Raw genomic sequence first — 26803 nt, 5'->3', positions numbered from 1 at the left:
AGGCGTGAGCGAGACGGTGGTTCACGTGCTGCGGCACGGCGAGGTGTACAACCCGGACGGCATCCTCTACGGCCGGCTGCCCGGTTTCCGCCTCTCCGAGCTGGGCGTCCAGATGGCGAAGGCCGCCGCCCAGGCGCTCGCCGACAAGACCGTGGTGCACGTGGTGGCCAGCCCGCTGGAACGCGCCCAGCAGACCGCCGAGCCGATCGCCGCCCAGTTCGGGCTCCCGGTGGGCGTGGACGAGCGGCTGATCGAGAGCGCCAACTGGTTCGAGGGCAAGAAGGTCTCCCCGGGCGACGGCTCGTTCCGCGACCCGCGCAACTGGTGGGTGCTGCGCGACCCGGTCACCCCGTCCTGGGGCGAGGCGTACCAGGCGATCGCCGAGCGGATGTTCGCCGCGCTGCACGCCGCCCGGGTGGCCGCCGAGGGGCGCGAGGCCGTGCTCGTCTCCCACCAACTCCCCATCTGGACCCTGCGCCGGTACGTCGAGCGCAAGCGGCTCTGGCACGACCCGCGCCGGCGGCAGTGCGGGCTGGCCAGCCTCACCTCCTTCCACTTCGACGGTGCCAAGATCGTCGGCATCGGCTACTCCGAGCCGGCCGCCCACCTGATCGCGATCTCGCCGACCGCCCGGATGGCCAAGGGGGCCTGATGCTCACCCGGAGGCTCGCTGCCGCCCTGCTCGCCGCCGTCACCGCCGGGGCGGCGCTGGTCGGCTGCACCTCCGGCAGCCAGGAGAGCCGCTGCGCGGACCGGAACGGCATCATCGATTGCGCGCCGGACCAGCGGTCGACGGCCCCCACCCTCGCCGGTGACCTGCTCACCGGCGGCCGGTACGACGTCTCCGCAGCGCGCGGCCAGGTCGTCGTGGTCAACTTCTGGGGCTCCTGGTGCGCGCCCTGCCGGGCGGAGGCCGACGACCTGGAGGCCACCTACCAGGCCACCAAGGGCTCCGGGGTGGCCTTCCTCGGCATCAACGTGCAGGACAGCAAGGACAAGGCGCTCGCCTTCGAGGAGGGCCGCGTCACCTACCCGAGCCTCTTCGACCCGGCGAGCCGGCTGGCGCTGGCCCTGGACATCCCGCCGAACACCATCCCGGCCACCGTGGTGCTGGACCGGGAGGGGCGGATCGCCACCGTGATCCGGGCCGCGGTCACCCAGGACGGGCTGCGCCCGATCGTCGAGCGGATCGCCGCCGAACAGCCGGCCTCCGGGTCCCGCTGATGGGCGAGACCTTCCGCCAGCTCGCCGAGTCCGGTCCGCTCCTGCTGGCCGTCGGCGCGGCGGCCCTCGCCGGGCTGGTCAGCTTCCTCTCGCCGTGCGTCCTGCCCCTGATGCCCGGCTACCTCTCGTACGTCACCGGCCTGGCCGGCACCGACCTGGAGGGCCGGAGCGCAAGGAAGGGCCCCCTGTTAACGCCTCCGGTAGAGGAGGGGACCCCGGTTGACACCGACGGCCCGTCCCGCGGTGGCGTGGCGGTGACCGAGCGGGTCGCCGTGGCCGCGGTGAAGGGGCGGGTGCTGGCCGGCACGCTGCTCTTCATCGCCGGCTTCACCGCCGTGTTCACCGCCACCGCGATCCTCTTCTCCGGCGTCGGCAAGCTCTTCTTCGAGCACGAGCGCACGCTGGAGATCGTCATCGGCGCGCTGGTCGTGGTGCTCGGGCTCGGCTACCTCGGGGTGGTTCCCGGGATGCAGCGCGAGTTCCGGATCCAGCGGTTGCCCGCCGCCGGGCTGCTCGGCGCCCCCATCCTCGGCGCGGTCTTCGCGCTCAGTTGGATGCCGTGCACCGGCCCGACGCTCGGCGCGGTGCTCGGCATGGCCACGGTCGACGGCCGGACCGACCGGGCGGTGCTGCTCGCCGTGGCGTACTGCCTCGGGCTGGGGGTACCGTTCGTCGTCTTCGGGCTGGGCTTCCACCGCCTGCTCGGAGTGTTCCGCGCCGTCCGGCGCAACAGCCGCTGGGTCACCCGGATCGGCGGTGCCCTGCTGATCCTGATCGGCCTGGCGCTGGTCACCGGCGGGTGGCAGAACTTCGTGATCTGGCTGCAGACGCACGTCGGCGTGGGCGAGGTGAGCATCTGATGACGACCGTGGACGACCGGCCGGCCGCGGCGCCCGCCGGCGCGCCCCGGCGACGGGTCAACCCGGTGCTGGCCCTGCTGCGCAACTCGTGGCGCCAGCTCACCAGCATGCGTACCGCGCTGATCCTGCTCTTCCTGCTGGCCATCGCCGCCATCCCCGGCTCGGTGCTGCCGCAGCGCGGCGTCAACCCGGAGAAGGTCAACCAGTACTTCGTCGACCACCCCGACCTGGCGCCCCGACTGGACCAGCTCGGCATGTTCGCGGTCTTCGGCTCGGTCTGGTTCTCCGCGATCTACCTGCTGCTCTTCACCTCGCTGGTCGGCTGCATCCTGCCCCGGGCCCGCGACCACTACCGCGCGCTTCGGGCGAAGCCGCCGGCCGCGCCGAAGCGCCTCGACCGACTGCCCCAGCACACGGTGCTGGAGGCGCCGGCCGCCGCCGATCCGGCGGCGATCGCGGCGGTGCTGCGCCGCCGCCGCTGGCGGGTCGAGGTACGCGGCAACGAGGTCTCCGCCGAGAAGGGCTACCTCAAGGAGACCGGCAACCTGCTCTTCCACGTCTCGCTGGTCGCCGTCCTGCTCGGGGTCGCGCTCGGCTCCTGGTACGGCTGGCACGGCAACCGGATCCTGGTGTCGGGCGCGGAGAACGCCTTCTGCAACACCCGCCAGCAGTACGCCGAGGCGACCCTCGGCCCGCGGGTGGACAGCGCCGACCTGCCGCCGTTCTGCCTCACCCTGGACCGGTTCGACGCGAAGTACCTGCCGTCCGGGCAGGCCGCGCACTACTGGGCCACGGTGACCGTCGACCAGCCGGGCGGGCCGACGCGGACCGCCGGCTTCTCGGTCAACTCGCCGCTGCGGCTCGGCCCGGCCAACGTCTACCTGCTCGGCAACGGCTACGCACCGATCCTGCGGTACACCGACAAGTACGGCCGTACCCAGACCAGCACCGTGCCGTTCCTGCGGACCGGCGACAACAACGCGACCGAGGAGGGCGTCGCCGCCTTCCCGGACGCGAACGTCGACCCGAAGACCGGCACGCGCGCCGCCGACCAGCAGGTCGCCTTCGACGGGCTCTACCTGCCCACCGCGCCGGACCGCGCGCCGTTCGTCTCGTCGCAGTTCCCGGAGGAGCGGAACCCGGCGGTGGTGCTGGTGGCGTACCGGGGCAACCTCGGGCTGGACGCCGGCATCCCCGGCTCGGTCTACAAGCTGGACCAGCGGCAGGTCAGCAGCGGCAAGCTCAAGCAGATCGGCGACAAGAAGCTGGGTCTCGGCGAGAAGTGGACCCTGGACGACGGCAGCACCCTGGAGTTCGTCGGCACCCAGCCGTACATCACCATCTCGGTCCGGTACGCCCCCGGGCAGGCGTTGCTGCTCGGCGCCTGCGCCACCCTGCTCGTCGGCCTGATGGGCTCCCTCTTCGCCCGGCGCCGGCGGGTCTGGTTCCGGGTTTCGCCCCCCGAGGGCGGATCTCCGACGAGCGGTAGTAGTTTGGTGGAGGCCGGTGGGCTGCCGCGCACCGAGCATCCGGGGTTCGCCGACGAGTTCGCGCAGCTCGTCGCCGCGGTCAGCGACGACGGGCGGGTCGACCGGCAGGCGCGAGAAGGAGACGAGTGATGTCCGCACTCTCCGACCAGCTGGTCACGTTCGCGATCCTGGCGTACCTGGTCGCGATGATCAGCCACGCCGTCGAGTACGCGCTCGGCAACGCCCGGAAGGTGCCGGGGACAGCAGCCGCCCCGGCCCGGGAACTGGTCGGCGCGGGCGTCGGTGGCCCCGGCGGGACCGTGGCGGAGCCGGCCGTCGTTCCGGCCGAGACCCGGCCCAGCCGTTCGGCGGCCCGGGCCCTGCTCGCCGGCCGGATCGCCGCCTGGATCACCGTGCTCGCCGCCGCGCTGCACCTGGGCGCGGTGGTCGCCCGGGGCCTCGCCGCCGAGCGGATGCCCTGGGGCAACATGTACGAGTTCGTGCTGACGGTCACCTTCATCGGGGCCGCCGCCTGGCTCGTCGTGCTCTGGAAGCAGCCGTCGCTGCGCCGGCTCGGGCTGTTCCTGACCCTGGTCATGGTGCTGCTGCTGGCCTTCGCCGAGCTGAAGCTCTACGTGCAGGTCGTGCCGCTGATGCCGGCGCTCCAGTCGTACTGGTTCATCATCCACGTGTCGACGATCATCTTCGCCTCCGGCATCTTCCTGCTGGGCGTGGTGCCCGCCGCGTCATACCTGATGCGGTCCGGCTGGGAGCAGGGCCGGCGGAGCTTCCCGTACACCCTGGCCCGGCGGCTGCCGGCGGCGGCCGGCCTGGAGCGGCTGACCTTCACGCTGCACGCCTTCGCCTTCCCGATCTTCACCTTCGCGGTGATCGCCGGGGCGATCTGGGCCGAGGCGGCCTGGGGCCGGGCCTGGGGCTGGGACCCGAAGGAGACCTGGGCGTTCATCTCCTGGGTCGTGTACGCCGGCTACCTGCACGCCCGGGCCACCCCGAGCATCAAGCGGAACGTGGCCACGTGGATCGCCATCGTGGGCTTCCTGACCATGCTGATGAACCTGTTCGGGGTCAACTTCTTCTTCACCGGCCTGCACTCGTACGCCGGCGTCAACTGACCCGCGGTCGCCGGCCGCTCAGCACCCCGTCGACCCGCAGGGTGATCTGGTAGGCCACCTCGGGCAGGTCGGCCAGCTCGAGCCGGTCGGCCCGCAGGGCGAACTGGGCGTGCAGTTCGCGGGCCACCGCGTCCCGGATCTCCGCCTGGAGCGGGGTCAGGCCGTCCGGGTCACCCGCCACGTACGCGTCATCCATGCGCCCCATCCTGCCGAACTACTGGACATCGACGTGGCGCGGCTCCACTCGGACTGACCAGGTGGACCGCCGATCGGGACAGGACCGCGGGCCGCTGTTCCGGTACCGGTAGAGCTCGGCCGCGGTTCTCGCCGGCTGCAGCGGTGCTCAGCCGCCGAACCAGCCGGGGACGTCGAGGCGGAAGACGTCGGCCGGGACCATCCGGCGCAGGTCGTCCTCGATGGCCGCGACCCGGTCGGCGCCGAGGGTGGCCGCCCAGCGGTCGCGGAGCTGGTCGAAGACGATCGCGGACCGGCGCAGCCCGTCGAGGCCCTTCGCCGTCATCCGGACCAGCTTGCGGCGGGCGTCGGCGGGGTCGTCGACGCGTTCCAGGTAGCCGAGCGCGACCAGCCGGTCGACGGTCTTGCCGGCCGCTTGCTTGGAGACGCCGAGGCGCTGGCCCAGGTCGGAGGCGGTGGTGCCGCCCACGCCGACCGCCTGGAGGACGAAGCCGTGGGCGGGACGCAGCTCGGGGTGCCCCTGCCGGGCCAGCTCGGCGTGCAGGCCGTCGATGAGCGTACGGAAGCCGGCGAGCAGCAGCAGCGGGAGCGCGAAGCCGGGGCGGTCAGGCGTTGCCATCTTCGACAACCCCGTTTACTATTCCGTCAACCACGTTGACTATCTTACGTGAGGGGTTCCGTCGTGTCCCGACCGGTCTTCACCGTCCACACTCCCGACACCGCACCCGCCGCCGCCCGTCCGGTCATGGCCGGCGTGCAGCGCAAGCAGGGCCACCTGCCCGCCGCCGTGGCCCTGATGGCGGAGTCGCCCGAGCTGCTCAAGGGCTTCCTGGGCGCCACCGCCGTCTTCGAGTCCACCGACCTCGACCCGGTCGCCCGGGAGGTGGTGGTGCTCACCGTCGCCACCCGCAACGAGTGCCACCTCTGCGTGGCCATGCACACCGCCACCCTGGCCGGGCGCGGCGGGACTCCCGAGCTGATCGAGGCGTTGCGCGCCGGCACCGCACTGCCCGAGGCGCGACTGGAGGCGCTGCGCCGGTTCACCCTGACCGTGCTCGACCACCACGGCGGCGTCCCCGACGACGAGCTGGACGCCTTCCTCGCCGCCGGCTGGCGTCCCCGGCACGCGCTGGACGTGGTGCTCGGCGTCGGCACGTACACCATCTCGACCTTCGCCAACCGGCTCGTCGACGCGCCGCTCGACCCGCCGCTGGCCGCGTACGCCTGGACACCCGCCGTCTGACCCGGTGGGCTCAGCCGCGGAGGAAGGGCAGGAGCAGGTCGGCCATCTCCGCGGGGCGCTCCTCGAACAGCCAGTGGCCGGAGTCCTCGACCACCTCGCCGGTGACGGTGTCGGCGTACCGGCGCACCTGATCGGCCACCTGGGGTCCGAGGCTGGCCCGGGCGCCGACGGCGAGCACCGGCATGGGCAGCTTGGTCGACCGGTACGCCGCGTTGTCCGCGATGTCCTGCCCGAAGGCCCGGAAGTAGCCGAAACTGGCCCGCAGGTGCGCCTCGTCGCGCAGGTGCCGGGCGTACTCCTCGATGTCGTCCGGCCCGAGGCTGCCCTTGTTGACCATGATCGAGTCGCTGAAGCGGTCGACCCAGAGCGCCTCCCGGCCGGCGACGAGCTGCTCCGGCAGGCCGTTGGGAACGGTGAAGAAGCCGAAGTTCCACACGGCCGGACCGGCGGCGGTCAGCGCCGGGAACGTGTAGATGCTCTCGTCGGGGATCGGCGCCTCGGTGAGGACCAGCCGCACGACCTGATCCGGATGGGCGGCCGCGTAGGCGTACGCCACCATGGTGCCCAGGTCGTGGCCGACCAGCCGGATCTGCCCGGCCAGGCCGAGTCCGGCGAGCAGCCCGTGCAGTTCGGCGGCGACGGTCTTCTTGTCGTACCCGCCGGGCGGCGCGTCGCTGTCGCCGAACCCGCGCAGATCGGGCGCGATCACCTCGTACGAATCGGCCAGCTCCGGCAGCAGGTGCCGCCACATGCGCCAGCACTGCGGATAGCCGTGGAGCAGCACCAGCGTGGGCCCCCGGCCGCCCCGGACGTAGTTCCACGTCACGCCATCGACCTGGCTCCGCTGCTCGGTGAATCCCGCTGGCACCCGCCCGTTGCCCATGCCGCCCCCTCCGCCCTGGTGAGGCCGCTCGACTACCCAACTGGCCGCCGCCCATGCCGCTGCCCGTTAACAGGGGTCCCCTGCTCTACCGGAGGCGTTAAGAGGGGGCCCTTCCTTTCACGTCACACCACCCGGCGTGGGCGGGGCGGGAAGGTGTGCGGGAGGATGGCGGGCATGGCGGCTCGTGGCTTCCCGTACGGCGATCTCAAGGACTTCCTCGCGGCGCTCGAGCGCGCGGGGGAGCTGCGGCGGGTGAGCGTCCCGGTCGACCCCACGCTGGAGATCAGCGAGGTGGTCACCCGCACCGTCCGCGATGGCGGCCCGGCGCTGCTCTTCGAGCGGCCGACCCGGGGCGAGATGCCGGTGGCGATCAACCTGTTCGGCACCGAGAAGCGGATGGCGATGGCCCTCGGCGTCGACTCGCTGGACGAGATCGGCGAGCGGATCGGCGGGCTGATCAAGCCGGAGCTGCCGGTCGGCTGGTCCGGCATCCGCGAGGGCCTGGGCAAGGTCATGCAGCTCACGTCGCTGCCGCCGCGCAAGGTCAAGACCGCGCCGTGCCAGCAGGTGGTCTACAAGGGCGACGACGTCGACCTGAACCGGCTGCCCGGCCTCCAGGTCTGGCCCGGCGACGGCGGGATCTTCCACAACTTCGGGCTGACCCACACCAAGCACCCGGAGACCGGCAAGCGCAACCTCGGTCTCTACCGGCTCCAGCAGCACAGCCGGAACACGCTGGGCATGCACTGGCAGATCCACAAGGACTCCACCGCGCACCACGCCGTCGCCGAGCGGCTCGGCCAGCGGCTCCCGGTCGCCATCGCCATCGGCTGCGACCCGGTCGTCTCGTACGCGGCCACCGCGCCGCTCCCCAGCGACATCGACGAATACCTGTTCGCCGGCTTCCTGCGCGGCGAGCGGGTGGAGATGGTCGACTGCCTGACCGTGCCGCTGCAGGTGCCGGCGCACGCCCAGGTGGTGCTGGAGGGCTACCTCGAGCCCGGCGAGCGGCTGCCCGAGGGGCCGTTCGGCGACCACACCGGCTTCTACACGCCGGTCGAGCCGTTCCCGGTGCTGCACGTCGAGGCGATGACCATGCAGCGCGACCCGGTCTACCACTCGATCATCACGTCCAAGCCGCCGCAGGAGGACCACGGACTCGGCAAGGCCACCGAGCGGATCTTCCTGCCGCTGCTCAAGATGATGATCCCGGACATCGTCGACTACGACCTGCCGGCCGCCGGGGTCTTCCACAACTGCGCGATCGTGTCCATCCGCAAGCGCTACCCCAAGCACGCGCAGAAGGTGATGAACGCGATCTGGGGCGCGCACCTGATGTCGCTGACCAAGCTGATCGTGATCGTCGACGAGGACTGCGACGTGCACGACTACCAGGAGGTCGCGTTCCGCGCCTTCGGCAACGTCGACTACGCCCGGGACCTACTGATCACCGAGGGTCCGGTCGACCACCTCGACCACTCGTCGTACCAGCAGTTCTGGGGCGGCAAGGCGGGCATCGACGCGACCCGCAAGCTGCCGGCCGAGGGCTACACCCGGGGCTGGCCGGAGGAGATGACCATGTCGCCCGAGGTGACCTCGCTGGTCGACAAGCGCTGGAAGGAGTACGGGATCTGATGACGGCCGTGCTGGAGCCCGTCGAACGCCCGGGACGGGTCAAGTCCTTCCTCAAGCTGGTCACGATCGAGCACTCGGTCTTCGCGCTGCCGTTCGCGTACCTGTCGGCGCTCACCGCGATGCAGGTGAACGGCGGGCACGTGCGCTGGCTCGACCTGCTGCTGATCACCGTGGCGATGGTCGGGGCGCGGACGTTCGCCATGGCCGCCAACCGGATCCTCGACCGGAAGATCGACGCGCGGAACCCGCGTACCGCCCGGCGGGAGCTGGTCACCGGGGCCGTGAGCCTTCGGACCGCCTGGACCGGTGCGGCCGTCGCGCTGGTGGTCTTCCTCGCCGCCGCCGCCCTGCTCAACCCGCTCTGCCTGGCGCTGGCACCGCTCGCCGTGGTCCCGCTGGTGGTCTACCCGTACGGCAAGCGGTTCACCAACTGGCCGCACGCCATCCTGGCGATCGCCCAGGCGGTCGGCCCGGTGGGCGCGTGGCTGGCGGTCACCGGCACCCTCGCCGGCTCCTGGCCGGCCTGGCTGCTCGGCGCCGCCGTCGGCCTCTGGATCGGCGGCTTCGACCTGATCTACGCCTGCCAGGACGCCGACGTGGACCGGACGATCGGGGTGCACAGCGTCCCCGCCCGGTACGGGCTGCGCTTCGCGCTGCACGCCTCCACCGTGGCGCACGTGGTCACCTTCGCGCTGTTCATCTGGTTCGGCGCGCTGGTCGGCTTCGGCTGGCTCTGGTGGATCGGGCTGGCGTTCACCGCCGTCGCCTTCGGCTACCAGCACCTGGTGGTCAGCCCGACCGACCTCAGCAAGGTCAACCGGGCCTTCTTCACCGCCAACGGCTTCGTCGGCATCGCGCTGTTCGTGTTCGCCCTGCTCGACCTGGTGGTCCGCCTCGGCCTCCGGCCCTGACGTCGGACGTCAGCGGGCGGCGGCGCCGATGAGCCCGCGTCGGCGGGCGGCGCCGACCGGGTAGCGGGCGCTCTCCAGCGTCCAGTCGACCGTGCCCCGGACGGCGTTGGCCACCCCGTCGAGGTGGGCGGTCACCGACTCGTCCAGCGCCGGACCGAACGACGGCACGGCGGCGCGCAGCGCGGTGAAGCGGGCCATCTCCGTGCGCCACCGCGCGCCGACCAGCTCCACCGCGGCCGGCACCGGCACCTCCCGCTCGGCGGCCACGGCCAGCACCAGGTTGTGGCCACCGGCGGTCGCCCGATCTCGCTCCAGCGAGGCGAGGTCGTTGAACCAGGAGAGCAGGTCGTTGGCGAGTTCACCGAGCCGGCGCAGCGCGGGATGGTGGTAGACCGCGTCGGGCAGCGGCCGCCCGCCGGCGAACTCGATCAGCGGGTACGACACGTACGCCGCCGAGGTGGTGCGCCGCAACGCCACGTACTCGTCGACGCCGGGCGGCCGGCCGGCGGACCGGGCGACCGCCTCCCGCCACACCCCGTCCAGGTGGTCGGCGACCGCGTCGGCGAACCGGAGCCGCCAGCGGGCCGGCATCCGGCGCCGGGGCTCCCGCCAGCCCTGCACCAGCAGCCGCCGCAGCGGGCCGGAGAAGCCGGGGTGGCGGGCCCGCGGACCCTCCCGGAGCAGGGCCAGCGTCCCGTCCCGCAGCGCCCGGATCCCGACCGGGTCCGGCCGGCCCGGCCCGTCGCAGGCGTCGTCGACGAGGAAGAACCAGGTGAACAGGGCGGTCAGCGCGCGCAGGTCGGGCTCGGTGGCGTCCGGGTAGAGGCGGCCGGCGTACCGGGCGAAGCCGGCCCGGGCCAGCCGCTCCCGGCCGGCGGCCTCCCGCGGCAGCCCGAGCCGGTCGAGCTGACCGACCAGCCACTCCTGCACCGCGTCGGCGTGCGGGGAGAGCCGGGGCGCGATCGGGCAGCCGGACGCCAGCGACCGGAGCAGTGCCTCCGTCATCACCGATTCCTTCCACCGATGTGGATCGCCGACGGAAGCATGGCAGGTCGCCGGGGTGGCCGCGGCCCGGGCGGACAACGACGCTTGTGGCGGGACAAGCGGGACGGTCCGGACGCCGGTCGAGGGGGTGGCCGTCCGGCCGTGGGGCCGACCAGGCACGCTTGACGGCATGCGCGAACCATGGGTGGTCGGCGTCTCCGGGGCCTCCGGCACGCCGTACGCGGCCGCGGTCGTCCGGGGCCTGCTCGACGCCGGTGCGGCGGTGGACCTGATCGTCTCCCGGGCCGCCCGGTTGACCATCCTCGACGAGACCGGCCGCCCGTTCCGCGACGGGCACTGGGCCGAGGACCTGGCGGCCTGGCTGGGCCGCGACATCGCCGGCGCGGACCTGCGGCACTGGCCCGCCGGCGACCTGGCGGCCGGACCCAGCAGCGGCTCCTACCGGGTACGCGGCATGGCCGTCGTCCCGGCGAGCACGGCGGCCTGCGCCGGGATCGCGATCGGGCTGTCCAAGGATCTGTTGCAGCGCGCGGCCGAGGTGAACCTGAAGGAGCGGCGGCCGGTGGTGGTGGTGCCCCGGGAGACCCCGGTGACCCGCAGTCACCTGGAGCATCTCATCGCCCTGCACGACGCCGGCGCGGTGGTGCTGCCGGCCAGCCCCGGCTTCTACGGCGCCGGGGCGGCGGCCTCCGCCCAGCAGCTCGTGGACTTCGTGGCCGGCAAGGTGCTGGACGCGCTCGGCGTACCGCACACGCTGTTCCGGCGCTGGTCGGGTGAGCTGGCGGCGGCCCGACGGGACGCGGAGCGGGCCTGACGGAGGCCGGTCCGCGTCCCGGTCGGTACCGATTCAGTACATGCCGGCGTTCGCCGGGCCGGAGCCGGTCGAAGCGGTCGGGCCCATGTTGCGCGGCTTGCCCATGTCCTCCGCCTCGTCCAGCATGCCCTCCCCCTCAAGCAGGGCCCGCACCTCGGATTCCCGAAACCGGCGATGCCCGCCTGGAGTCCGGATGCTGCCTATCCGGCCGGCCGCTGCCCATCTCGTCACGGTCTTCGGGTCAACCCGAAACAGCGCGGCGACCTCACCCGGTGTCAGCAGGCGATCTCCAGTGTCCACAGCCCCCTCCTCGCATCGACGAAGCCCCCGGCTGAACACACTGCCCCCGGCCGGTGCGAGCCCAGAGCCGTCATGAGGGACGTATGGCAATTACAGCACCGCCGACCTGGCCTGTCCGCCAAAACGCGAAAAACGTACGGAGTGAGAAGTTAGTAAATGCTACCGGCACAGAGCCCCCGTGACCGCCTGTTTGTGAATGACAACGCGACGTCATGTTCAACTGACGCCGAGCGTCTCGCGTTACGCCCGAAGGGATAGGGTCACTCTCCGTGGACGCGATCGACCTGAGCCTCGTGGAGCTGCTGCGCGGCAACGCCCGCCTGTCGTACGCCGAGCTGGCCCGCCAGGTGGGGCTCTCCGCCCCGGCGGTGCACGAGCGGGTCGGGAAGCTGGAGGCGGGCGGGGTCATCCGGGCGTACCGGGCCGAGGTCGAGCCGGAGTCGATCGGGCTCGGCGTGACCGCCCTGATCGGCATCGTGGAGGACTCCACCGCCGACACCGACGACGTGCTGGCGGCGTTCCGGCAGATGCCCGAGATCGAGTCCTGCTACTTCATGGCCGGTGTCGAGTCCTTCCTCTTGAAGGCCCGGGTGGGCACCATTGCCGAGCTGGAGCAGTTGATCGTCCGGCTGAACCGGACCCCCGGCGTCGCCTCCACCCGAACCGGCATCGCCCTCTCCACCAAGTGGGAAAACCGCCCCCAACCCCTCGAGTCGCCCACCCCCTGACCCGCTCGTCGATCGGGCCCATTCGGCCGCAAAAAGTCCTTTGTGTTCCCGGCGGCAACCGTCCGCATCGCGGGTGCCTGGCGGGAGCGCGGGCGGGGGGATACGGTGCGGCGGTGACGATCTCCGGGCGGGGAGTGGCCGTGGTGACCGGGGCGGCCGGCGGGCTGGGGCGGGCGATCGCCGCCGGGCTGCACGCCGACGGCTGGCGGGTGCTGCTCACCGATGTGGACGCCGACGCGGTGGCCGCCGTCGCGGCGCCGCTCGGGGGCTGGTCCCGCCCGCTCGACGTGCGCGACGAGGCGGCCTGCGCCGCGGTGGCGGCGGAGGCCGCCGGCGCGCCGGGCGGCGGGCTCGGGCTCTGGGTCAACAACGCCGGCATCCTGGCCACCGGCCCCTCCTGGACGCACGACGCGGCCACCCGGCGGCGGCTGGTCGAGGTGAACGCGCTCGGCGCGATGACCGGCACCCTCGCCGCCCTGGCCGTCATGCGCGCGCAGGGCCACGGGCACGTGCTCAACGTCGTCTCCCTGGCCGGCCTGGTCGCCGCCCCCGGCGAGACCGTCTACGCGGCCAGCAAGCACGCCCTGCTCGCGTTCAGCCTCGGCACCCTCACCGACCTGCGGATGGCCGGCGTCCGGGACGTACACGTGTCGTGCCTGTGCCCGGACGGGATCTGGACCCCGATGCTGCACGACAAGCTCGACGACCCCGGTGCCCTGGCCTCCTTCACCGGAACCCTGCTCACCCCGGAGCGGGTGGCCGCGCGGGCCGTACGGCTGGCCCGCCGCCCGCGCCCGGTGGTCAGCCTGCCCCGCTGGCGCGGTGCCCAGGTCCGCCTCCTCGACACCTTCCCCCGGCTCGCCGTGGCGCTGACCCCGGTGGTCCGGGCCGCGGGCCGGGCCGGCCAGCGCCGGCAGGCCCGCCGGACCCGGGCGGACCTCAGCTGACCTCGCTTGTAACGTTGCCGATGTGACTCATCTCGACCGGTGTGACGAGGCCAGCCGGACCTGGGTGACCGAGGCGATCGCCACGGTCGAGGCGGACGCCAACCGCTCCGCCGACACCCACCTGCTCCCCTTCCCGCTGCCCCGGGAGTGGGGGATCGACCTCTACCTCAAGGACGAGTCGGTGCACCCCACCGGCTCGCTCAAGCACCGACTCGCCCGCTCGCTCTTCCTCTACGGGCTGTGCAACGGCTGGATCGGCCCGGACAGCACGATCATCGAGGCGTCCTCCGGCTCGACCGCGGTCTCCGAGGCGTACTTCGCCCGGATGCTGGGGCTGCCGTTCATCGCCGTCATGCCCGCCTCCACCTCGCCGGAGAAGATCGCCCAGATCGAGTTCCAGGGCGGCCGCTGCCACCTGGTCGAGGACCCGGCGAAGGTGGTGATCGAGGCGCGCTGGCTCGCCGAGGACAGCGGTGGGCACTACATGGACCAGTTCACCTACGCCGAGCGGGCCACCGACTGGCGGGGCAACAACAACATCGCCGAATCGATCTACGCGCAGCTCGCCCTGGAACGGCACCCGGTGCCGGCGTGGATCGTGGTGGGTGCCGGCACCGGCGGCACCAGCGCCACCATCGGCCGGTACGCCCGCTACCGCCGGCTCCCCACCAAGCTCTGCGTGGTCGACCCGGAGAACTCCGCCTTCTACCCGGCCTGGCAGGCCGGCGACTGGTCGGTGCGGACCGGCCGCGGCTCCCGGATCGAGGGGATCGGCCGGCCCACCGTCGAGGCGTCCTTCCTCCCCTCCGTGGTGGACCGGATGGTCCAGGTGCCGGACGCCGCCTCGCTGGCCGCCATGCGGGCCGGGTCGGCGGTGCTCGGCCGCCGGGTGGGCGGCTCCACCGGCACCAACCTGTGGGGCGCGTTCGGGCTGATCGCCGGGATGCTCGCGGCCGGGCGGACCGGTTCGGTGGTCACCCTGATCTGCGACCCCGGAGACCGGTACGCCCACACGTACTTCGACGACGAGTGGGTCGCCCGGCAGGGCCTCGACCTCGCCCCGCACCTGGCCACCATCGACCGGTTCCTGGCCACCGGCGCCTGGCCGGCCTGAACGGGAGGCCCGTTCACCTGCGGGTCAGCGGGGGGAGATGCGCTCGGCCAGCCCCGGGTAGCGCACCACGTAGCCGTCCGGGTCCACGTCGAGGTCGGCGGTTAAGGTGCCGCTGGCGAAGCGGACCCGGCCCGGCCCGAGCGAGGTGTAGACCTGGTCGGCCGGGAGCACCGCCAGGCCCGGCAGCAGCACCCAGGCGACGGTGACCTGCCGCGCCAGGTCCGCCGGGGCGCGGCCCAGCCCGAGCCGGCGTACCGGAAGGGTGTTGAACAGCGGCGACCCGCTCAGGTCGACGTCCAGCGCCTCGGCCAGCCGGTCCGGCTCGTCGGTGCCCGGCAGCCCGGCCGCCGGATGCCCGGCGGCGCCCAGGACCCCGTCCAGGTCACCCTCCTCCGCGGTACGTACCCGCCAGCCGTCCCCGGACCGTTCCAGGCGTACGCTCCGCGCCCAGCCGGCGCCCTCGGTCTCGACCTCCAGCCGGCTGACCGACCAGTTCGCGTCGACCGTCAGCCGGTAGCGGCAGGTGTAGGGGATCGGGTCCACGGCCAGCGCCGTGCCCTGCGCGCTGAGGCCCTGACGGTCGTCGACGACGACATGTTCGGAGCCGGCGGTGTCGGTCCTGGCCCAGAAGAGGGACTTCGGCGTTGTCGACATGAATCGGACGTTACGCCACCGGGCAGGTGGCGGCACGGGATGCGGAAACGCCGCCGCCGGGCAGTCGCCCGGCGACGGCGTCCGTCACCCGGTCAGGTCAGTGGGTACGCGCCGGCGGCCGGCCGCCGAAGCCCCGCCGGTCGTCGCGCGGCCGGTCGTCCCGGCCCCGCCCCTCCGGCCGGAAGCCGTCCCGGCGGTCCGTCGACCAGGAGTCGCCGCCCCGGTCACCGAAGCGCCGCTCGCCCGGCGCGCGATCCTCGTACCGGCGCTCGCCCCGATCGGCGAAGCCGCGGCCGCCGGTCGGGCGGTCGTCGAACCGCCGGTCACCGCGCGCCTCGCGCTCACCACCGACCCGGCGGTCCCCGAACCGTCGCTCGTCCCGCCCGTCCCGGTCGCCGAACCGGCGCTCGCCGGACGGACGGTCGCCGACGCGGCGCTCGTCGCGGTCGCCGAACCGGCGCTCGCCGGACGGGCGGTCGCCGAAGCGCCGCTCGCCGCGCTCCCGGTCGAACGAGCCCCGGTCGCCGAAGCGTCGCTCGCCGGAGGGGCGCCCGAAGCCGCGGTCGTCGCGGTCGGCGAAGCGCCGCTCGCCCCGGTCCTCGGCGCGCTCGCGCCGCTCCCCGGAACGGTGCTCGTCACGGTCGCCGAAGCGGCGTTCGCGCCCGTCCCGGTCGAACGAGCCACGCTCGCCCCGGTCGGCGAAGCCACGCTCGCCGAAGCGGCGCTCGCGCCCGCCGCGGTCGAACCCACCGCGCTCGCCCCGACCGTCACGATCGCCGAAGCGGCGCTCGCCCCGGCCCTCACGGTCGCCGAAGCGACGGGAGCCGGACGGGCGGTCGCGGCGCGGCTCCGGCTCCTCGCGGACCGGCACCCCGCTGGGCTCGCGGGCCCCGGTCAGCTCGGCCAGCGCCGGGTCGCCCACGCGAACCCGGGTCTGGGCCGGCTCGACACCCGCCTTCTCCAGCATGTCCAGGGTGGTCCGGCGCTGCTTCGGCAGCACCAGGGTGGCCACCGCGCCCGACTCCCCGGCCCGCGCCGTACGCCCGGCCCGGTGCAGGTAGTCCTTCGGGTCCTTCGGCGGGTCGACGTGCAGCACCAGCGACACCCCGTCCACGTGGATGCCCCGGGCCGCCACGTCGGTGGCGACCAGCACGTTCGTCCGGCCCTCGCGGAACTCGGCCAGGGTCCGGGTACGCATCCGCTGGGTCTTGCCGCCGTGCAGGCCGCCGGCCCGCACCCCGACGGCCGCGAGCTGCTCGACCAGCCGGTCGACGCCCAGCTGCGTACGGGCGAAGAGCATGGTGCGGCCGTCCCGGGCCGCGATGGACGCCGCGACGGCGAACTTGTCGTGCGGCGGGATCAGCAGCAGGTGGTGGTCCATGGTGGACACGGCGGCGGTCGGCGGCGCGGTCGAGTGGGTCACCGGATCGGTCATGAACCGGGTGACCAGCGTGTCGACGTCGTTGTCCAGAGTGGCCGAGAAGAGCAGCCGCTGGGCGTCCGCCGGCGTCTTCGCCAGCAGCTCGGTGACCTCGGGCAGGAAGCCCATGTCGGCCATCTGGTCGGCCTCGTCGAGCACGGTGATCTCGACGTCGTCCAGCTTGCAGACGCCGCGCTCGATGAGGTCGCCGAGCCGCCCCGGGGTGGCCACCATGATCTCCACGCCCCGGCGCAGCGCGTCGATCTGCCGGTCGTACGGCACGCCGCCGACGGCGGTCTTGAGGAAGATGCCGACGGCCTTGCCGAGCGGCATGAGCGCGTCGTTGACCTGCATGGCCAGCTCGCGGGTGGGCACCAGGACCAGGGCGCGCGGGTGCAGCGGCCGGGCCCGGTTGCGCTCGGCGAGCCGGGCGATCACCGGCAGGCCGAAGGCCAGCGTCTTGCCGGAACCGGTCTGGCCCCGGCCCAGCACGTCGCGTCCGGCGAGGGCGTCCGGCAGGGTGGCCCGCTGGATCTCGAACGGGGTGGTGATGCCCTGGCGGGCCAGCGCGTCGACGAGCTGCCGGGGCAGGCCCAGTGCGGCGAAGTCGGGGGTGGTGTCGGTGGCCGGGAGTTCCGGCGTCGCGATCTGGTCAGCGGACGGGGACGTGCCGGGGGCAGCGTAGGTGGTCAAGAAATGCCTTTCGAGCGGGGCGCATCTTCGCGATGGCCCGCCGCAGCGCCGTACGCCGCCGATTCGCCCGCAAGATCGCCCATGGGCGCGCGATCGGGCGCGCCGGGTCAGTGATCTCCACAAGTGTACGGCGGCGCGGCGAAGTCGCCAGCGGGCCGCGAACCCTAGTGGGCGGGCTCACCCCGTCAGTTGCTCGTCATGCCGCCCGTCAGCCCGCTCAGCGCGTCGTTGGCCAGGAAGACCACCAGCAGGCTGATCGCGACCAGCAGGCCCAGCGCGACGGCCAGCATGATCACCACCCGGGTGTTGCTGGACCGGGTCGCTGGCGGGTCCTCGGCCCAGCCCTGGGCCAGGATGTGCCCGGTCAGCGAGCCGGAGTTCTCCACCGGGCTGCCCTGCGGGAACGAGACCGTGGCGAAGCCGGGCCCGTCGGTGCCGCCGTAGACCGTGCCGGCCAGGTCGGGACCGCCCGGGTGGGCCGGGTGCGGCGTGCCGCTCGCCGGGTAGGTCCGGCCGCCGTCGCCGCGCGCGGTCGGGCTGGCGGACGGTGGCCAGTTCGGCAGCGCGGGCGCCGGCACCGTGGGCGGCGCGGGCGTCGCCGGCACGGCGGAGACGGGTGCCGCCGCCCTGGCCACCGGCACGGACGGGGCCGCCGACCCGGACAACGGCCCCGCGCCGAAGCCCGGCGGGACCGACGGCGGGACGGCGGAGCCGCCGACCGCCGGACCGGAAAGCGGCCCGCGCGCCGGGGGAGCGGAAACCGGCCCGCCCGCCGGAGGGGCCATGGCGGGCGGAGGCGGGAAGGGCGGTGCCGGCATCGGGCCGGGCGGCGGCGGGGGCGGGGGCACCGGCGGGGCCGGCGGTGGCACCGGCGGCCCGGGAAGCGGTGGCACCGGCCCCGGCGGGGTCGGCCCGGGCGGCGGCGTGGGGGTCGGCGGGGTCGGCGGTGGGGCGGGGACCGGCGGCGGCGCGGGCCGGAGCGGCGGTTCCGGCCCTGGTTCCGGCACCGGGGGCGCCGGCGACGGCGGGGTGGGGCCGGGCACCGGGGTCGGCGCCGGCTCGGGCTCCGGGGCGGGGGGCGCCGGCGGCTGGGCCGGCTCCGGCGGCTGCGCCGGCTCGGGCGGCTCCGGATTCACCGGAGCGGCGCGGTAGACCTTGGCGGCGCCGGCCTTCGCCACCCCCGCGGCGGCGACCTCGTCCGGCGAGACCCGGCTCAGGCCGGGTACGGAGGCGCTGGCCCGGGCCTGCCCGGCGTCGGCCCGCGGGCTCGGCGGCACCGGTGGTTCGGGGGCGGCGGCGGCCTCGTCGGTGCCGGCCGGCCCGGCCGGGGCGTCCGGTTCGGGGGAGCGCTCGCCGGCGGCGAAGGCGGACCAGGTCGAGGGGGTGACCGTGGCGCCGGGCCGCCGCCGCTCCAGGGGGGTGGTGGGCCGCGCCGCATCACCCGCCCGGTACGTGGTGGCGGTGGCCGGCGTACCCGCCCGATCCTCGCCGGGCGGCGGCACGGCGGCATCGGCGACGCTGACCCGCGCCCGGGCCACCATGCCGGGGGTCGGCTCCCCGCCGTGGTCCATGCCCGGCTCGACCGGCCGGTCGGCGGGGTCGGGCGCGGATCCTGGGTGGACCGTCTCCGCCGGCACCTCTCGCTCGCCCATGCTCGCCCCTCCACGCCCGCACTCGCCCCGGACCGTGGCGTCGGCCGGGAGTGCCTGGCTCTCACCGTGCCACATTCCGGCCCGGCGGCACAGTCGGAGTGGACGGTTGGGTCAGCTCCCGGTGCTCGGGCTGGACGAGCCGGTGTCCGCCGCGCTGTTCGACGGCTCGGCGGCGCCCGTCGTCGTGGCCGGCTCGCTGCTCGCCGCCTCGGTCGGCGTCGGGTCCGGCGTGTCGGACGGGCTGGGCGTCGGCGACGGCGTGTGGGAGGGGCTCGGCGTCGGGCTCGGGCTCGACGTGGTGGGCCCCGGCGTCGGCGTACCGGTCGGCTTGGGGGTGGACGTCCCGGTGGGCTTCGGCGTCGGGGTCGGGGTCGGCTTGGGCTTGGTGGTCGGGGTCGGCGCCGGGGTGGTCGGGGCGGGCACCGCGCCGATCACCCGGGTGGCGGCGTAGAGGTTGCTCCAGCGGACCACCGAGATCTTGACGACGTCGCCGGTGCGCGGCGCCTCCACCATCCTGCCGTTGCCGATGTACATGGCCACGTGGTGGATGCTCGTCCAGCTGCTGCCCGAGGCGAAGAAGAGCAGGTCGCCCGGGAGGAGCGCGTTCGGGCTCACCGTCCGGGAACGGGTGGCGTAGTACTGGTCGCGGGAGACCCGGGGCAGGCCGTGGTAGCCCGCCGCCTGGTATGCGGCCAGCACCAGGCCGGAGCAGTCGAAGCGGTCCGGCCCCTCGGCCGCCCAGAGGTAGCGGTCGCCGAGCTGGTCGAGGGCGTAGCGCACCGCGGCCAGCGCCTTCGGGTCGGCGACCAGCCCGCTGATGCTCTGGTTGGCGACGTACGAGCTGCCGATCTGCTGCTCTGCGGCGTCCTGGCGCCGCTCGATGTCGAGCAGCAGCGCGGCATTGTCCTTCCGCAGCTTGAGCAGCGCGGCTTCCTGTCGGTGCAGGTCGGCCTCGACCCGGGTGTACTCGCCGGCCTTCTCGGTGACGCGCTGCTGCGCCGCGGCGTACGCCTCCTGGGCGATCTTCTCCGCGGCGGTGGCCCGGGTGACCTCGCCGGCGACCGCGGTGGTCGCCCCGTCGGCCTTGTTGCCGCGGGTGATCTGCTGGAGGGCGGTGAGGTCGCGGAGGTCGGCGCCGAACTCGCCGGGCGGGACCGCGGCGGCGGCCTTGACCGCGTCGGCGGCGGCGCTCTTCGCCTTCTCCTGGGCCTGGGCGAGCGCGCCCTGGGCCTGCTGGTGGGCGGTGGCGGCCGCGGCGAGCTGGGCCTGGGCGTCGTCGCGCTCGCCCTTGACCTTGAGCAGGGCGTCGCCGAGCTGGGCGACCAGTGCGTCGACCTGGTTGATCTGCGCGATGAGCGGGCCGTCGGCCGGGTTGACGATGCCGGGCGTGATGCCGAGCCCCGGGAGCTGGCCGGGCAGGCCGGCCGTGGCCCCGGGCAGCCCGGGGACCGAGCCGGGCAGCCGCAGGCCGGCGACCGGCGGGCGCGAGCCGGTGGAGGGAATCCGGTCGGGCAGTGGGTCGGCGAATGCCGGGGTGGCGAGCGCGGCGGCCGCCACCAGGCCGAGCAGGGCCGACCAGACCTTCGGGCGGAGCACCGGGGAGATCAGCGGGGTCCCACGTCGTTGCCGCCGCCCCTTGGTGCTGCTGTCGACCATTCCGCTCCTCGTCCGGTCTGGTGCCTTCCGCGCGTGGTGTACGCGATGAACCCGGGACGCTACCAGTGTGTGTGTTCCGCCCCATCCTGTCTTACCGCAGATGGCGAGGTATGTCGATGTGCGGAGGGTAACGAGCGGCTGAGAGTCCGGTGAAGTACGCCGTTGCGGTTGACCGGGCCGTCGGCCCGTCGGAGGACCGACGTACGCTCGACCGGGATCGCAGGTGGAAGGGACGTGGCTTTCGATGGACGCCGGACTCAAGCGCGAGCTTGAAGCGAAGGTCTACGCGGGCGAGCGGCTGACCCGCGAGGACGGGGTCGCCCTCTACGACAGCGACGACCTCGCCTGGCTCGGGCGGCTGGCCCACCACAAGCGCACCGAGCTGAACGGCGACCGGGTGATGTTCAACGTCAACCGGCACCTCAACCTCACCAACGTCTGCTCCGCCTCGTGCGCGTACTGCTCCTTCCAGCGCAAGCCGGGCGAGAAGGACGCCTACACGATGCGCATCGACGAGGCGGTCCGTAAGGCCAAGGAGATGGAGGACGAGCAGCTCACCGAGCTGCACATCGTCAACGGCCTGCACCCGACGCTGCCCTGGCGCTACTACCCGAAGGTGCTGCGCGAGCTGAAGGCGGCGCTGCCGAACGTCAACCTCAAGGCGTTCACCGCGACCGAGGTGCAGTGGTTCGAGAAGATCAGCGGCCTGAGCGCGGACGAGATCCTCGACGAGCTGATGGACGCCGGCCTGGAGTCGCTGACCGGCGGCGGCGCGGAGATCTTCGACTGGGAGGTCCGGCAGCACATCGTCGACCACGCCTGCCACTGGGAGGACTGGTCGCGGATCCACCGGCTGGCCCACTCGAAGGGCATGAAGACCCCGTCCACAATGCTCTACGGCCACATCGAGGAGCCCCGCCATCGGGTCGACCACGTGCTGCGGCTGCGCGAGCTGCAGGACGAGACCGGCGGCTTCCAGGTCTTCATCCCGCTGCGCTACCAGCACGACTTCGTCGACTCGGCGGACGGCAAGATCCGTAACCGGATCCAGGCCCGGACCACGATGGCCTCGCCGGCCGAGTCGCTGAAGACCTTCGCCGTCTCCCGGCTGCTCTTCGACAACGTCCCGCACGTCAAGTGCTTCTGGGTGATGCACGGTCTCTCGGTGGCCCAGCTCTCCCTGAACTTCGGGGTGGACGACCTGGACGGCTCCGTCGTGGAATACAAGATCACCCACGACGCCGACTCGTACGGCACGCCCAACACCATGCACCGGGACGACCTGCTGCACCTCATCTGGGACGCCGGCTTCCGCCCGGTCGAGCGGAACACCCGCTACGAGACCGTCCGCGAGTACGACGCCGCGCCGTCGCTGGCCGAGCGCCGCGTCGAGCCGCAGCAGGTCTGGGCCTGACCGCACCGATGAGCACCGAGGAGCAGCCGCAGCGCAGCTTTCCGCGGCGGGACGCCGAGGGGCGCGTCGCCACCCTGGGCGACCTGCTCGGGGTGAGCCTCGCCGGCCTGGTGATCGGGGTGCTGGCGCTGGTGCTCTTCGAGTGGGCGTTCGCCACCCTCGGGGCCGGCGGGTTCGGGCGGACCAACGGCTGGCTGGCGGTGATCCTGCCGGTCTGGCTCTTCTGGGACGACTTCCGGGCCTGGGAGTTCGGCGCCGCCCGGGTGCTGGCCGCGCTGGCCGGCCTGGCGCTCGGCGTTCTCGCCGGGCTGCTGGCGGCCGGCCTGACCGCCGGGCTGCCGCCGCTGCTCTCCGGCGCGCTGGCCGCGGCGGTCTTCACCGTGGTCTACGCGGTGGTCTGGTTTCCTGGAGTGCGCTGGCTGGCCCGGCGTACGGGCTGATCGATGACGGAGAACGGAGTACGGACGTGAGCGCGGCGGTCAAGTACACGCTGGGCCGGATCGGGCTGTTCGTCGGCGTGCTGGCGGCCCTCTGGTTCGTCGACATGAACCCGTTCCTGCGGCTGATGCTGGCGCTGGTCTTCTCCGCCGCGCTCTCGTTCTTCCTGCTGCGTGGCTGGCGGGACGAGATGGCCGGTGAGATGGCCGAGGCGTCGGAGCGGCGCCGCACCGAGAAGGAGCGGCTGCGCTCGGCACTCGCCGGCGAGGACCAGCCGGCCGAGGGCGAGCCGGACGACCGGCGGAGCTGACGAAGCGGACGGGCCCGGCGCCACCTCCGAAGGGAGAGCGGCGCCGGGCCCGTCTCGTCACCAGTTGGTCGAGCCCGGCACGACCGGCCAGGGCCGGTCCGCCGGCTTGATCAGGTACGCGATGCCGCCGGAGCCGGAGGCCACGGTGCCGTTCGCCCGGTGCCGCTTGGTCCGCAGCCAGATCTGCTCGAACTGCGCCCGCTTGTACACGTTGCGCACCGCCTCGTTCGAGGAGGACGCGGGGTCGTTGATGATCACGTCACCGTCGGCGGTGAAGCCGACGATCACGAAGAGGTGCCCGGAGGTGCCGTAGTTCGCCCCGTCCAGCTCGCTCGCGAGGAAGGACTGCGAGGTCACGACCGGGATGCCGGCCTTGATGAAGCGCTCCGCCTCGTCCAGCGAGTGGAGCCGGGTGACCCGGGCGTCCATGCCCGGGAAGCTGGCGGCGTAGGCGGTGTTGAACGGCCAGTTGCCGGCGCCCTCGTACTCGTAGTCGTAGGTCATCCGGGCGGCGTGGTCGACGTTCGGGTCGGCGTAGCTCGGGTTCACCCAGGAGGTGTCCTCGGCCGACGGCTGCTGGCCCCAGTACTCGACGACCATCTCGGTGGAGGTCGGCGAGCACCAGGCCTCACCGCCGCCGTCGAACTCGGGGTACTCCCCCTCGTGGATGTTCTGGGAGTAGCGCGGCACGGGCAGCTCGGTGCCCCAGGCGATGCCGCCCTTGCTCGGCGTGACGGTGAACCGGTCCGGGACGTTCGAGCTCATCGCGCCGAGCATCCGGACCTGCGGCGAGGCGGTCTGCCCCGGCGCCCGGTAGAGGGTCAGCCGAAGCTGGTACGACCGCAGCAGCACCCCGGCCTTGGCGTTGTCGATGGAGAAGGTGTCGGTCCAGATGGTGGACCAGGGGTCTCCCTGACCGTCCAGCGTGGCCCGCTTGATGTCCTGGTCGCCGGAGGCCCAGCGGCCCATCACGTACCAGGGGGTCTGCTGGCCGGTGTTGTAGGTGCCGTGCAGCTCGACCTGGATCCAGGTGCCGGCCGGGGTGGTCGCGTTCCACGAGGCGACCAGCTCGGTGGCGTCGAAGCCGATCTGCCGCTCCGGCGAGGTCCAGGTGGCGTACTCCCAGGTGCGGGTGGCGCCGGTGTGCTCGTCGGTGAACTGGGTGGTGCCGGCCGGCTGGTCGATGGTGATCCCGGTGCGGTACCCGGGGATGGCGTAGGTGCCCTGGTGGGTGCCGGTGCCCCAGTCGGGGTACTTCGACCACTCCTGGAAGGTGATCTCCTCGTCGTGCGCGGCCACGGGGAGGTTGTTCTCCGCGTGGGCGGGCACGGTGGTGCCGAGGAGGCTGAGCGCGGCGACGCCGGCGAGGGCGACCGCGCGGAGGGCGGGTCTGATCATCTCATCTCCGTAGGGTGGGAAGGGGACATCACCAGTTGGTGGACCCGGCCACGGACGGCCAGGCCACGGTGGTCGGCTTGATCAGGTAGACGACGCCACCGGAGCCGCTGCCGGTGCCGCCGTTGGTGGTGGTCCGTCTGGTTCGCAGCCAGATCCGCTCGAACTGGTCGCGCCGGTAGACGTGGCGTACGGCGGCGTCGCTGGGGGAGGCCGGGTCGTTGGCGATGACGTCACCGGTGGCGGTGAAGCCGACCACCACCATCAGGTGCCCGGCGGTGCCGTAGCCCGCCTCGTCCAGCTCGCTGGCCAGGAAGGACTGGCTGGTCACCACGGGGATGCCGGCGGCGATGAAGTGTTCCACCTCGTCCAGCGAGTGCAGCCGGGTCACCTTCGCCTCCAGGCCGGGGAAGGTGGCCGCGTACGCGGTGTTGAACGGCCAGTTGCCGGTGCCGCCGTACTGGTAGTCGTAGGTCATCCGGGCGGCGTGGTCGACCGTCGGGTCCGGGTAGCCGGGGTCCACCCAGGACGTGTCGGCCGGTGTCGGCTGCCGGCCCCAGTACTCGACCACCATCTCCGTCGAGGTGGGCGAGCACCACGCCTCGCCGCCGCCGCCGTACTGCGGGTACTGGCCGGCGTGGATGTTCTGCGAGTAGCGCGGCACGGCCAGCTCGGTGCCCCAGGCGATGTGGCCGGCGCTCGGAACGACGGTGGTTCGGTCCGGCACGTTCGAGCTCATCGCGCCCACCGATCGGATCACCGGCGTGGCGGTCCCGGCCGGGTCCCGGTAGAGCGTCAGCCGGAGCTGGTACGCCCGCAGCAGCACCCCGGCGCTCGGGTTGTCGATGGCGAAGGTGTCGGTCCAGATGCTGGAGGTCTTGTCGCCCTGCTTGTCGACAGTGGTCCGCCGGATGTCACCGTCGCCCGAGGCCCACCGGCCCATGACGTACCAGGGGGTGCGGGTGCCGGTGGTGTAGGTGCCCTGGAGTTCGACCTGGAGCCAGGTGCCGGCGGGGGTGTCGGCGTTCCACGAGGCGACCAGCTCGGTGGCCCCGAAGCCGACCTCGGTCAGCGGCGAGGTCCAGGTCCCGTACGCCCAGGTGCGCCGGGTGTTGCTGTGCGGGTCCTTGTAGAGGATGGTCCCGACCGGGGTGCCCAGGGCGAGACCGGCGGTGGTGACCGTGGTGCCGGCGGTGCTCCCGGCGGACCAGCCGGTGCCGGACCAGCCCTGCCAGGTGATCTGTTCGTCGTGCGGGACGGTGGCCCCGGCGGCGTCAGCGGGTGCGGTGGTGCCGAGGACGGCGAGCGCGGTGAGGCCGGCTACGGCGACCGCGCGCACAGCTCTGATGGCCATGGCAGCTCCCCAGGGAGAGGGCATCGTTGCCGTTCACTGTCGCGCCTGGAGGGAACTTTCGCCAGAGGTCAACGGATGGAAAATCATTGCCGAGGTGAGGATCCGGCCGGGACGGATCGACGATGAGGGTGTGCCCCCCGAGCCGCCCGCGCGCGCCCACCGCCGCTGGTCAGCGCCACCACGACGAGGTGGCGCGCGGGCCGTGGGATACCGTGTCCCCGACCGCTCCCCAGCGAAGCCGGTGCGAAACCGGTGCTGTCCCGCAACTGTGATGCCCCGTGGTCCCACGGGGATTAGCCAGGTCGCCTGCGGGGCGGTCGCGACACGCGCTCTCGAGGAAGGGCGCCTCGCGGACGGGCCCGCTCCGGCGCTCCCTGTCGGCGAAGCACCACGATCCTCGACCGACAGGAGGACCCATGTCCAGACGTACCCCCCGGCTCCTCGCCGCCGCCCTCGCGGTCGGCGCGCTGCTCCTCGGCGGCTGCGCCGAGAAGACCTCGACCGACACCCCGCCCGCCGCCGGCAGCTCCGCGGCCGCCGCGTTCCCGGTCACCGTCGGCAAGCTGACCCTGGAGAAGCGCCCGGAGAAGATCGTCTCGCTGTCGCCGAGCGCGACCGAGATGCTCTTCGCCATCGGCGCCGGCAAGCAGGTCAGCGCGGTGGACGACCAGTCGAACTACCCGGCGGACGCGCCGAAGAGCGACCTCTCCGGCTTCCAGCCGAACGCCGAGGCGATCGCCGGCAAGAGCCCCGACCTGGTGGTGCTCTCCAACGACACCAACAAGATCGTCGACCAGCTCACCACGCTCAAGATCCCGGTGCTGCTCACCCCGGCCGCGACCACGCTCGACGACACCTACCAGCAGATCACCGACCTGGGCAAGCTCACCGGCCACCCGGGTGAGGCGGACGCCGTCACCCGGAAGATGAAGGACGACATCGCCGCGCTCACCAAGGACCTGCCGCAGCGGACGAAGAAGCTCACCTACTACCACGAGCTGGGCCCGGAGCTGTACAGCGCGACCAGCAAGACCTTCATCGGCTCGATCTACGCCCTGGCCGGCCTGGAGAACATCGCCGACCCGTCGGACGCCGACGGCAAGAACGGCGGCTACCCGCAGCTCTCGCAGGAGGTCATCGTCAAGGCCAACCCGGACTTCGTCTTCCTGGCCGACACCAAGTGCTGCAAGCAGACCCCGGAGACCGTCAAGGCCCGCAGCGGCTGGGCCGGCGTCACCGCGGTGAAGAACAGCCAGATCGTCGCCCTCGACGACGACATCGCCTCCCGGTGGGGCCCGCGTGTGGTCGACCTGCTCCGGTCGATCGTCGACGCCACCGCCAAGGTCCCGGCCTGAG

Annotated in this window: 27 protein-coding genes; 16 read left to right on the top strand and 11 right to left on the bottom strand. The window is 73.2% G+C overall.

The window, feature by feature from the left end; genetic code table 11:
- The first annotated feature begins 4 nt into the window (after positions 1-4).
- From Q2K19_RS09695 to ccsB, 5 genes are read left to right on the top strand one after another with little or no spacing between them, the layout of a single operon-like run.
- The gene (locus Q2K19_RS09695) at positions 5-652 is read left to right on the top strand and encodes a histidine phosphatase family protein (RefSeq protein ID WP_302769641.1); all 648 of its coding nucleotides are present in this window, start codon (positions 5-7) and stop codon (positions 650-652) included.
- Entirely contained in the window at positions 652-1224 is a 573-nt protein-coding gene (locus Q2K19_RS09690) for a TlpA family protein disulfide reductase (protein WP_302769639.1), read from the top strand. Before Q2K19_RS09695 ends, Q2K19_RS09690 begins: the two co-directional genes overlap by 1 nt.
- Positions 1224-2084 carry a cytochrome c biogenesis CcdA family protein gene (locus Q2K19_RS09685; protein WP_302769636.1) on the top strand — a complete coding sequence of 287 codons (861 nt, stop codon included), beginning with the start codon at positions 1224-1226 and terminating at the stop codon, positions 2082-2084. Before Q2K19_RS09690 ends, Q2K19_RS09685 begins: the two co-directional genes overlap by 1 nt.
- Complete coding sequence (gene resB, locus Q2K19_RS09680; RefSeq protein ID WP_302769634.1) at positions 2084-3703, top strand: cytochrome c biogenesis protein ResB; 1620 nt, start codon at positions 2084-2086, stop codon at positions 3701-3703. Before Q2K19_RS09685 ends, resB begins: the two co-directional genes overlap by 1 nt.
- A complete protein-coding gene (gene ccsB, locus Q2K19_RS09675; RefSeq protein WP_302769632.1) occupies positions 3703-4686 on the top strand; it encodes a c-type cytochrome biogenesis protein CcsB in 984 nt (327 codons plus the stop codon). The genes resB and ccsB overlap by 1 nt, the downstream gene beginning before the upstream one ends.
- Here the strand turns inward: ccsB and Q2K19_RS09670 are convergent.
- Both Q2K19_RS09670 and Q2K19_RS09665 read right to left on the bottom strand, forming a co-directional pair.
- Positions 4679-4882, bottom strand: a complete 204-nt coding sequence (locus Q2K19_RS09670; protein WP_302769629.1) for a hypothetical protein — start codon at positions 4880-4882, stop codon at positions 4679-4681. The genes ccsB and Q2K19_RS09670 overlap by 8 nt on opposite strands.
- A 147-nt stretch (positions 4883-5029) precedes the next feature.
- Positions 5030-5500, bottom strand: a complete 471-nt coding sequence (locus Q2K19_RS09665) for a MarR family winged helix-turn-helix transcriptional regulator (RefSeq protein WP_302769627.1) — start codon at positions 5498-5500, stop codon at positions 5030-5032.
- A 63-nt stretch (positions 5501-5563) separates the two neighbouring features.
- On the opposite strand from Q2K19_RS09665, the gene Q2K19_RS09660 reads away from it, so the two are divergent.
- Positions 5564-6124, top strand: coding sequence for a carboxymuconolactone decarboxylase family protein (locus Q2K19_RS09660; RefSeq protein ID WP_302769624.1), 561 nt, complete (start codon positions 5564-5566; stop codon positions 6122-6124).
- A 10-nt stretch (positions 6125-6134) separates the two neighbouring features.
- On the opposite strand, the gene Q2K19_RS09655 is transcribed toward Q2K19_RS09660, so the two are convergent.
- Positions 6135-7007, bottom strand: coding sequence for an alpha/beta fold hydrolase (locus tag Q2K19_RS09655; RefSeq protein WP_302769621.1), 873 nt, complete (start codon positions 7005-7007; stop codon positions 6135-6137).
- Between the two features lie 174 nt (positions 7008-7181).
- On the opposite strand from Q2K19_RS09655, the gene Q2K19_RS09650 reads away from it, so the two are divergent.
- Positions 7182-8642, top strand: a complete 1461-nt coding sequence (locus Q2K19_RS09650; protein WP_302769617.1) for a menaquinone biosynthesis decarboxylase — start codon at positions 7182-7184, stop codon at positions 8640-8642.
- Positions 8642-9553, top strand: a complete 912-nt coding sequence (gene mqnP / locus Q2K19_RS09645) for a menaquinone biosynthesis prenyltransferase MqnP (protein ID WP_302769615.1) — start codon at positions 8642-8644, stop codon at positions 9551-9553. Before Q2K19_RS09650 ends, mqnP begins: the two co-directional genes overlap by 1 nt.
- Positions 9554-9562: 9 nt before the next feature.
- On the opposite strand, the gene Q2K19_RS09640 is transcribed toward mqnP, so the two are convergent.
- Positions 9563-10558 carry a terpene synthase family protein gene (locus tag Q2K19_RS09640; protein WP_302769613.1) on the bottom strand — a complete coding sequence of 332 codons (996 nt, stop codon included), beginning with the start codon at positions 10556-10558 and terminating at the stop codon, positions 9563-9565.
- A 169-nt stretch (positions 10559-10727) separates the two neighbouring features.
- Between Q2K19_RS09640 and Q2K19_RS09635 the strand changes: the two genes are divergently transcribed.
- Complete coding sequence (locus Q2K19_RS09635) at positions 10728-11372, top strand: UbiX family flavin prenyltransferase (protein ID WP_302769611.1); 645 nt, start codon at positions 10728-10730, stop codon at positions 11370-11372.
- A gap of 33 nt (positions 11373-11405) precedes the next feature.
- Here Q2K19_RS09635 and Q2K19_RS09630 read toward each other — a convergent pair whose 3' ends face one another.
- A complete protein-coding gene (locus Q2K19_RS09630) occupies positions 11406-11672 on the bottom strand; it encodes a BldC family transcriptional regulator (protein ID WP_302769609.1) in 267 nt (88 codons plus the stop codon).
- 269 nt (positions 11673-11941) lie between these two features.
- On the opposite strand from Q2K19_RS09630, the gene Q2K19_RS09625 reads away from it, so the two are divergent.
- The 3 genes from Q2K19_RS09625 to cds1 all read left to right on the top strand — a co-directional run bounded on the left by Q2K19_RS09625 (position 11942) and on the right by cds1 (position 14461).
- A complete protein-coding gene (locus Q2K19_RS09625; RefSeq protein ID WP_302769608.1) occupies positions 11942-12400 on the top strand; it encodes an Lrp/AsnC family transcriptional regulator in 459 nt (152 codons plus the stop codon).
- Positions 12401-12513: 113 nt separating this feature from the next.
- Positions 12514-13347, top strand: a complete 834-nt coding sequence (locus Q2K19_RS09620) for an SDR family oxidoreductase (RefSeq protein WP_302769606.1) — start codon at positions 12514-12516, stop codon at positions 13345-13347.
- A 22-nt stretch (positions 13348-13369) separates the two neighbouring features.
- Positions 13370-14461, top strand: coding sequence for an L-cysteine desulfhydrase Cds1 (cds1, locus tag Q2K19_RS09615; RefSeq protein ID WP_302769603.1), 1092 nt, complete (start codon positions 13370-13372; stop codon positions 14459-14461).
- Positions 14462-14485: 24 nt separating this feature from the next.
- Here cds1 and Q2K19_RS09610 read toward each other — a convergent pair whose 3' ends face one another.
- The 4 genes from Q2K19_RS09610 to Q2K19_RS09595 form a co-directional block, all read right to left on the bottom strand.
- On the bottom strand, positions 14486-15115 hold the full coding sequence (locus tag Q2K19_RS09610; protein ID WP_302769601.1) for a putative glycolipid-binding domain-containing protein: 630 nt from the start codon (positions 15113-15115) through the stop codon (positions 14486-14488).
- Positions 15116-15212: 97 nt separating this feature from the next.
- Entirely contained in the window at positions 15213-17228 is a 2016-nt protein-coding gene (locus Q2K19_RS09605; protein WP_302769599.1) for a DEAD/DEAH box helicase, read from the bottom strand.
- A 185-nt stretch (positions 17229-17413) separates the two neighbouring features.
- Complete coding sequence (locus tag Q2K19_RS09600) at positions 17414-18880, bottom strand: hypothetical protein (RefSeq protein WP_302769598.1); 1467 nt, start codon at positions 18878-18880, stop codon at positions 17414-17416.
- 111 nt (positions 18881-18991) lie between these two features.
- The gene (locus tag Q2K19_RS09595) at positions 18992-20536 is read right to left on the bottom strand and encodes a C40 family peptidase (RefSeq protein WP_302769596.1); all 1545 of its coding nucleotides are present in this window, start codon (positions 20534-20536) and stop codon (positions 18992-18994) included.
- A gap of 244 nt (positions 20537-20780) precedes the next feature.
- On the opposite strand from Q2K19_RS09595, the gene mqnE reads away from it, so the two are divergent.
- Genes mqnE through Q2K19_RS09580 form a run of 3 tightly spaced genes read left to right on the top strand, consistent with a single transcriptional unit; the run spans position 20781 to position 22698 of the window.
- Positions 20781-21950, top strand: a complete 1170-nt coding sequence (gene mqnE, locus Q2K19_RS09590; protein WP_302769595.1) for an aminofutalosine synthase MqnE — start codon at positions 20781-20783, stop codon at positions 21948-21950.
- An 8-nt stretch (positions 21951-21958) separates the two neighbouring features.
- Positions 21959-22390, top strand: coding sequence for a hypothetical protein (locus tag Q2K19_RS09585; RefSeq protein ID WP_302769594.1), 432 nt, complete (start codon positions 21959-21961; stop codon positions 22388-22390).
- A 26-nt stretch (positions 22391-22416) separates the two neighbouring features.
- Positions 22417-22698 (top strand): DUF4229 domain-containing protein, encoded by a 282-nt coding sequence (locus Q2K19_RS09580; protein ID WP_302769592.1) that lies wholly within the window; start codon positions 22417-22419, stop codon positions 22696-22698.
- Positions 22699-22755: 57 nt separating this feature from the next.
- On the opposite strand, the gene Q2K19_RS09575 is transcribed toward Q2K19_RS09580, so the two are convergent.
- Together Q2K19_RS09575 and Q2K19_RS09570 are read right to left on the bottom strand one after the other, a co-directional pair.
- Positions 22756-24096, bottom strand: coding sequence for a peptidase C39 family protein (locus tag Q2K19_RS09575; protein WP_302769591.1), 1341 nt, complete (start codon positions 24094-24096; stop codon positions 22756-22758).
- A gap of 28 nt (positions 24097-24124) precedes the next feature.
- Complete coding sequence (locus tag Q2K19_RS09570; RefSeq protein ID WP_302769590.1) at positions 24125-25447, bottom strand: C39 family peptidase; 1323 nt, start codon at positions 25445-25447, stop codon at positions 24125-24127.
- A gap of 416 nt (positions 25448-25863) precedes the next feature.
- Between Q2K19_RS09570 and Q2K19_RS09565 the strand changes: the two genes are divergently transcribed.
- Entirely contained in the window at positions 25864-26802 is a 939-nt protein-coding gene (locus tag Q2K19_RS09565) for an ABC transporter substrate-binding protein (RefSeq protein WP_302769588.1), read from the top strand.
- Position 26803: the final 1 nt, after the last annotated feature.

Source organism: Micromonospora sp. NBRC 110009 (assembly GCF_030518795.1).
Lineage (GTDB): Bacteria > Actinomycetota > Actinomycetes > Mycobacteriales > Micromonosporaceae > Micromonospora.
This window is presented reverse-complemented; position numbering and strand designations above follow the sequence as displayed.

Coding starts and splice junctions, on each gene's coding strand:
- Q2K19_RS09690 (WP_302769639.1), top strand. CDS start 652: ATGCTCACCCGGAGGCTCGCTGCCGCCCTGCTCGCCGCCGTCACCGCC.
- Q2K19_RS09685 (WP_302769636.1), top strand. CDS start 1,224: ATGGGCGAGACCTTCCGCCAGCTCGCCGAGTCCGGTCCGCTCCTGCTG.
- resB (WP_302769634.1), top strand. CDS start 2,084: ATGACGACCGTGGACGACCGGCCGGCCGCGGCGCCCGCCGGCGCGCCC.
- ccsB (WP_302769632.1), top strand. CDS start 3,703: ATGTCCGCACTCTCCGACCAGCTGGTCACGTTCGCGATCCTGGCGTAC.
- Q2K19_RS09670 (WP_302769629.1), bottom strand. CDS start 4,882: ATGGATGACGCGTACGTGGCGGGTGACCCGGACGGCCTGACCCCGCTC.
- Q2K19_RS09665 (WP_302769627.1), bottom strand. CDS start 5,500: ATGGCAACGCCTGACCGCCCCGGCTTCGCGCTCCCGCTGCTGCTGCTC.
- Q2K19_RS09655 (WP_302769621.1), bottom strand. CDS start 7,007: ATGGGCAACGGGCGGGTGCCAGCGGGATTCACCGAGCAGCGGAGCCAG.
- Q2K19_RS09650 (WP_302769617.1), top strand. CDS start 7,182: ATGGCGGCTCGTGGCTTCCCGTACGGCGATCTCAAGGACTTCCTCGCG.
- mqnP (WP_302769615.1), top strand. CDS start 8,642: ATGACGGCCGTGCTGGAGCCCGTCGAACGCCCGGGACGGGTCAAGTCC.
- Q2K19_RS09640 (WP_302769613.1), bottom strand. CDS start 10,558: ATGACGGAGGCACTGCTCCGGTCGCTGGCGTCCGGCTGCCCGATCGCG.
- Q2K19_RS09635 (WP_302769611.1), top strand. CDS start 10,728: ATGCGCGAACCATGGGTGGTCGGCGTCTCCGGGGCCTCCGGCACGCCG.
- Q2K19_RS09610 (WP_302769601.1), bottom strand. CDS start 15,115: ATGTCGACAACGCCGAAGTCCCTCTTCTGGGCCAGGACCGACACCGCC.
- Q2K19_RS09600 (WP_302769598.1), bottom strand. CDS start 18,880: ATGGGCGAGCGAGAGGTGCCGGCGGAGACGGTCCACCCAGGATCCGCG.
- Q2K19_RS09595 (WP_302769596.1), bottom strand. CDS start 20,536: ATGGTCGACAGCAGCACCAAGGGGCGGCGGCAACGACGTGGGACCCCG.
- mqnE (WP_302769595.1), top strand. CDS start 20,781: ATGGACGCCGGACTCAAGCGCGAGCTTGAAGCGAAGGTCTACGCGGGC.
- Q2K19_RS09585 (WP_302769594.1), top strand. CDS start 21,959: ATGAGCACCGAGGAGCAGCCGCAGCGCAGCTTTCCGCGGCGGGACGCC.
- Q2K19_RS09575 (WP_302769591.1), bottom strand. CDS start 24,096: ATGATCAGACCCGCCCTCCGCGCGGTCGCCCTCGCCGGCGTCGCCGCG.
- Q2K19_RS09570 (WP_302769590.1), bottom strand. CDS start 25,447: ATGGCCATCAGAGCTGTGCGCGCGGTCGCCGTAGCCGGCCTCACCGCG.
- Q2K19_RS09565 (WP_302769588.1), top strand. CDS start 25,864: ATGTCCAGACGTACCCCCCGGCTCCTCGCCGCCGCCCTCGCGGTCGGC.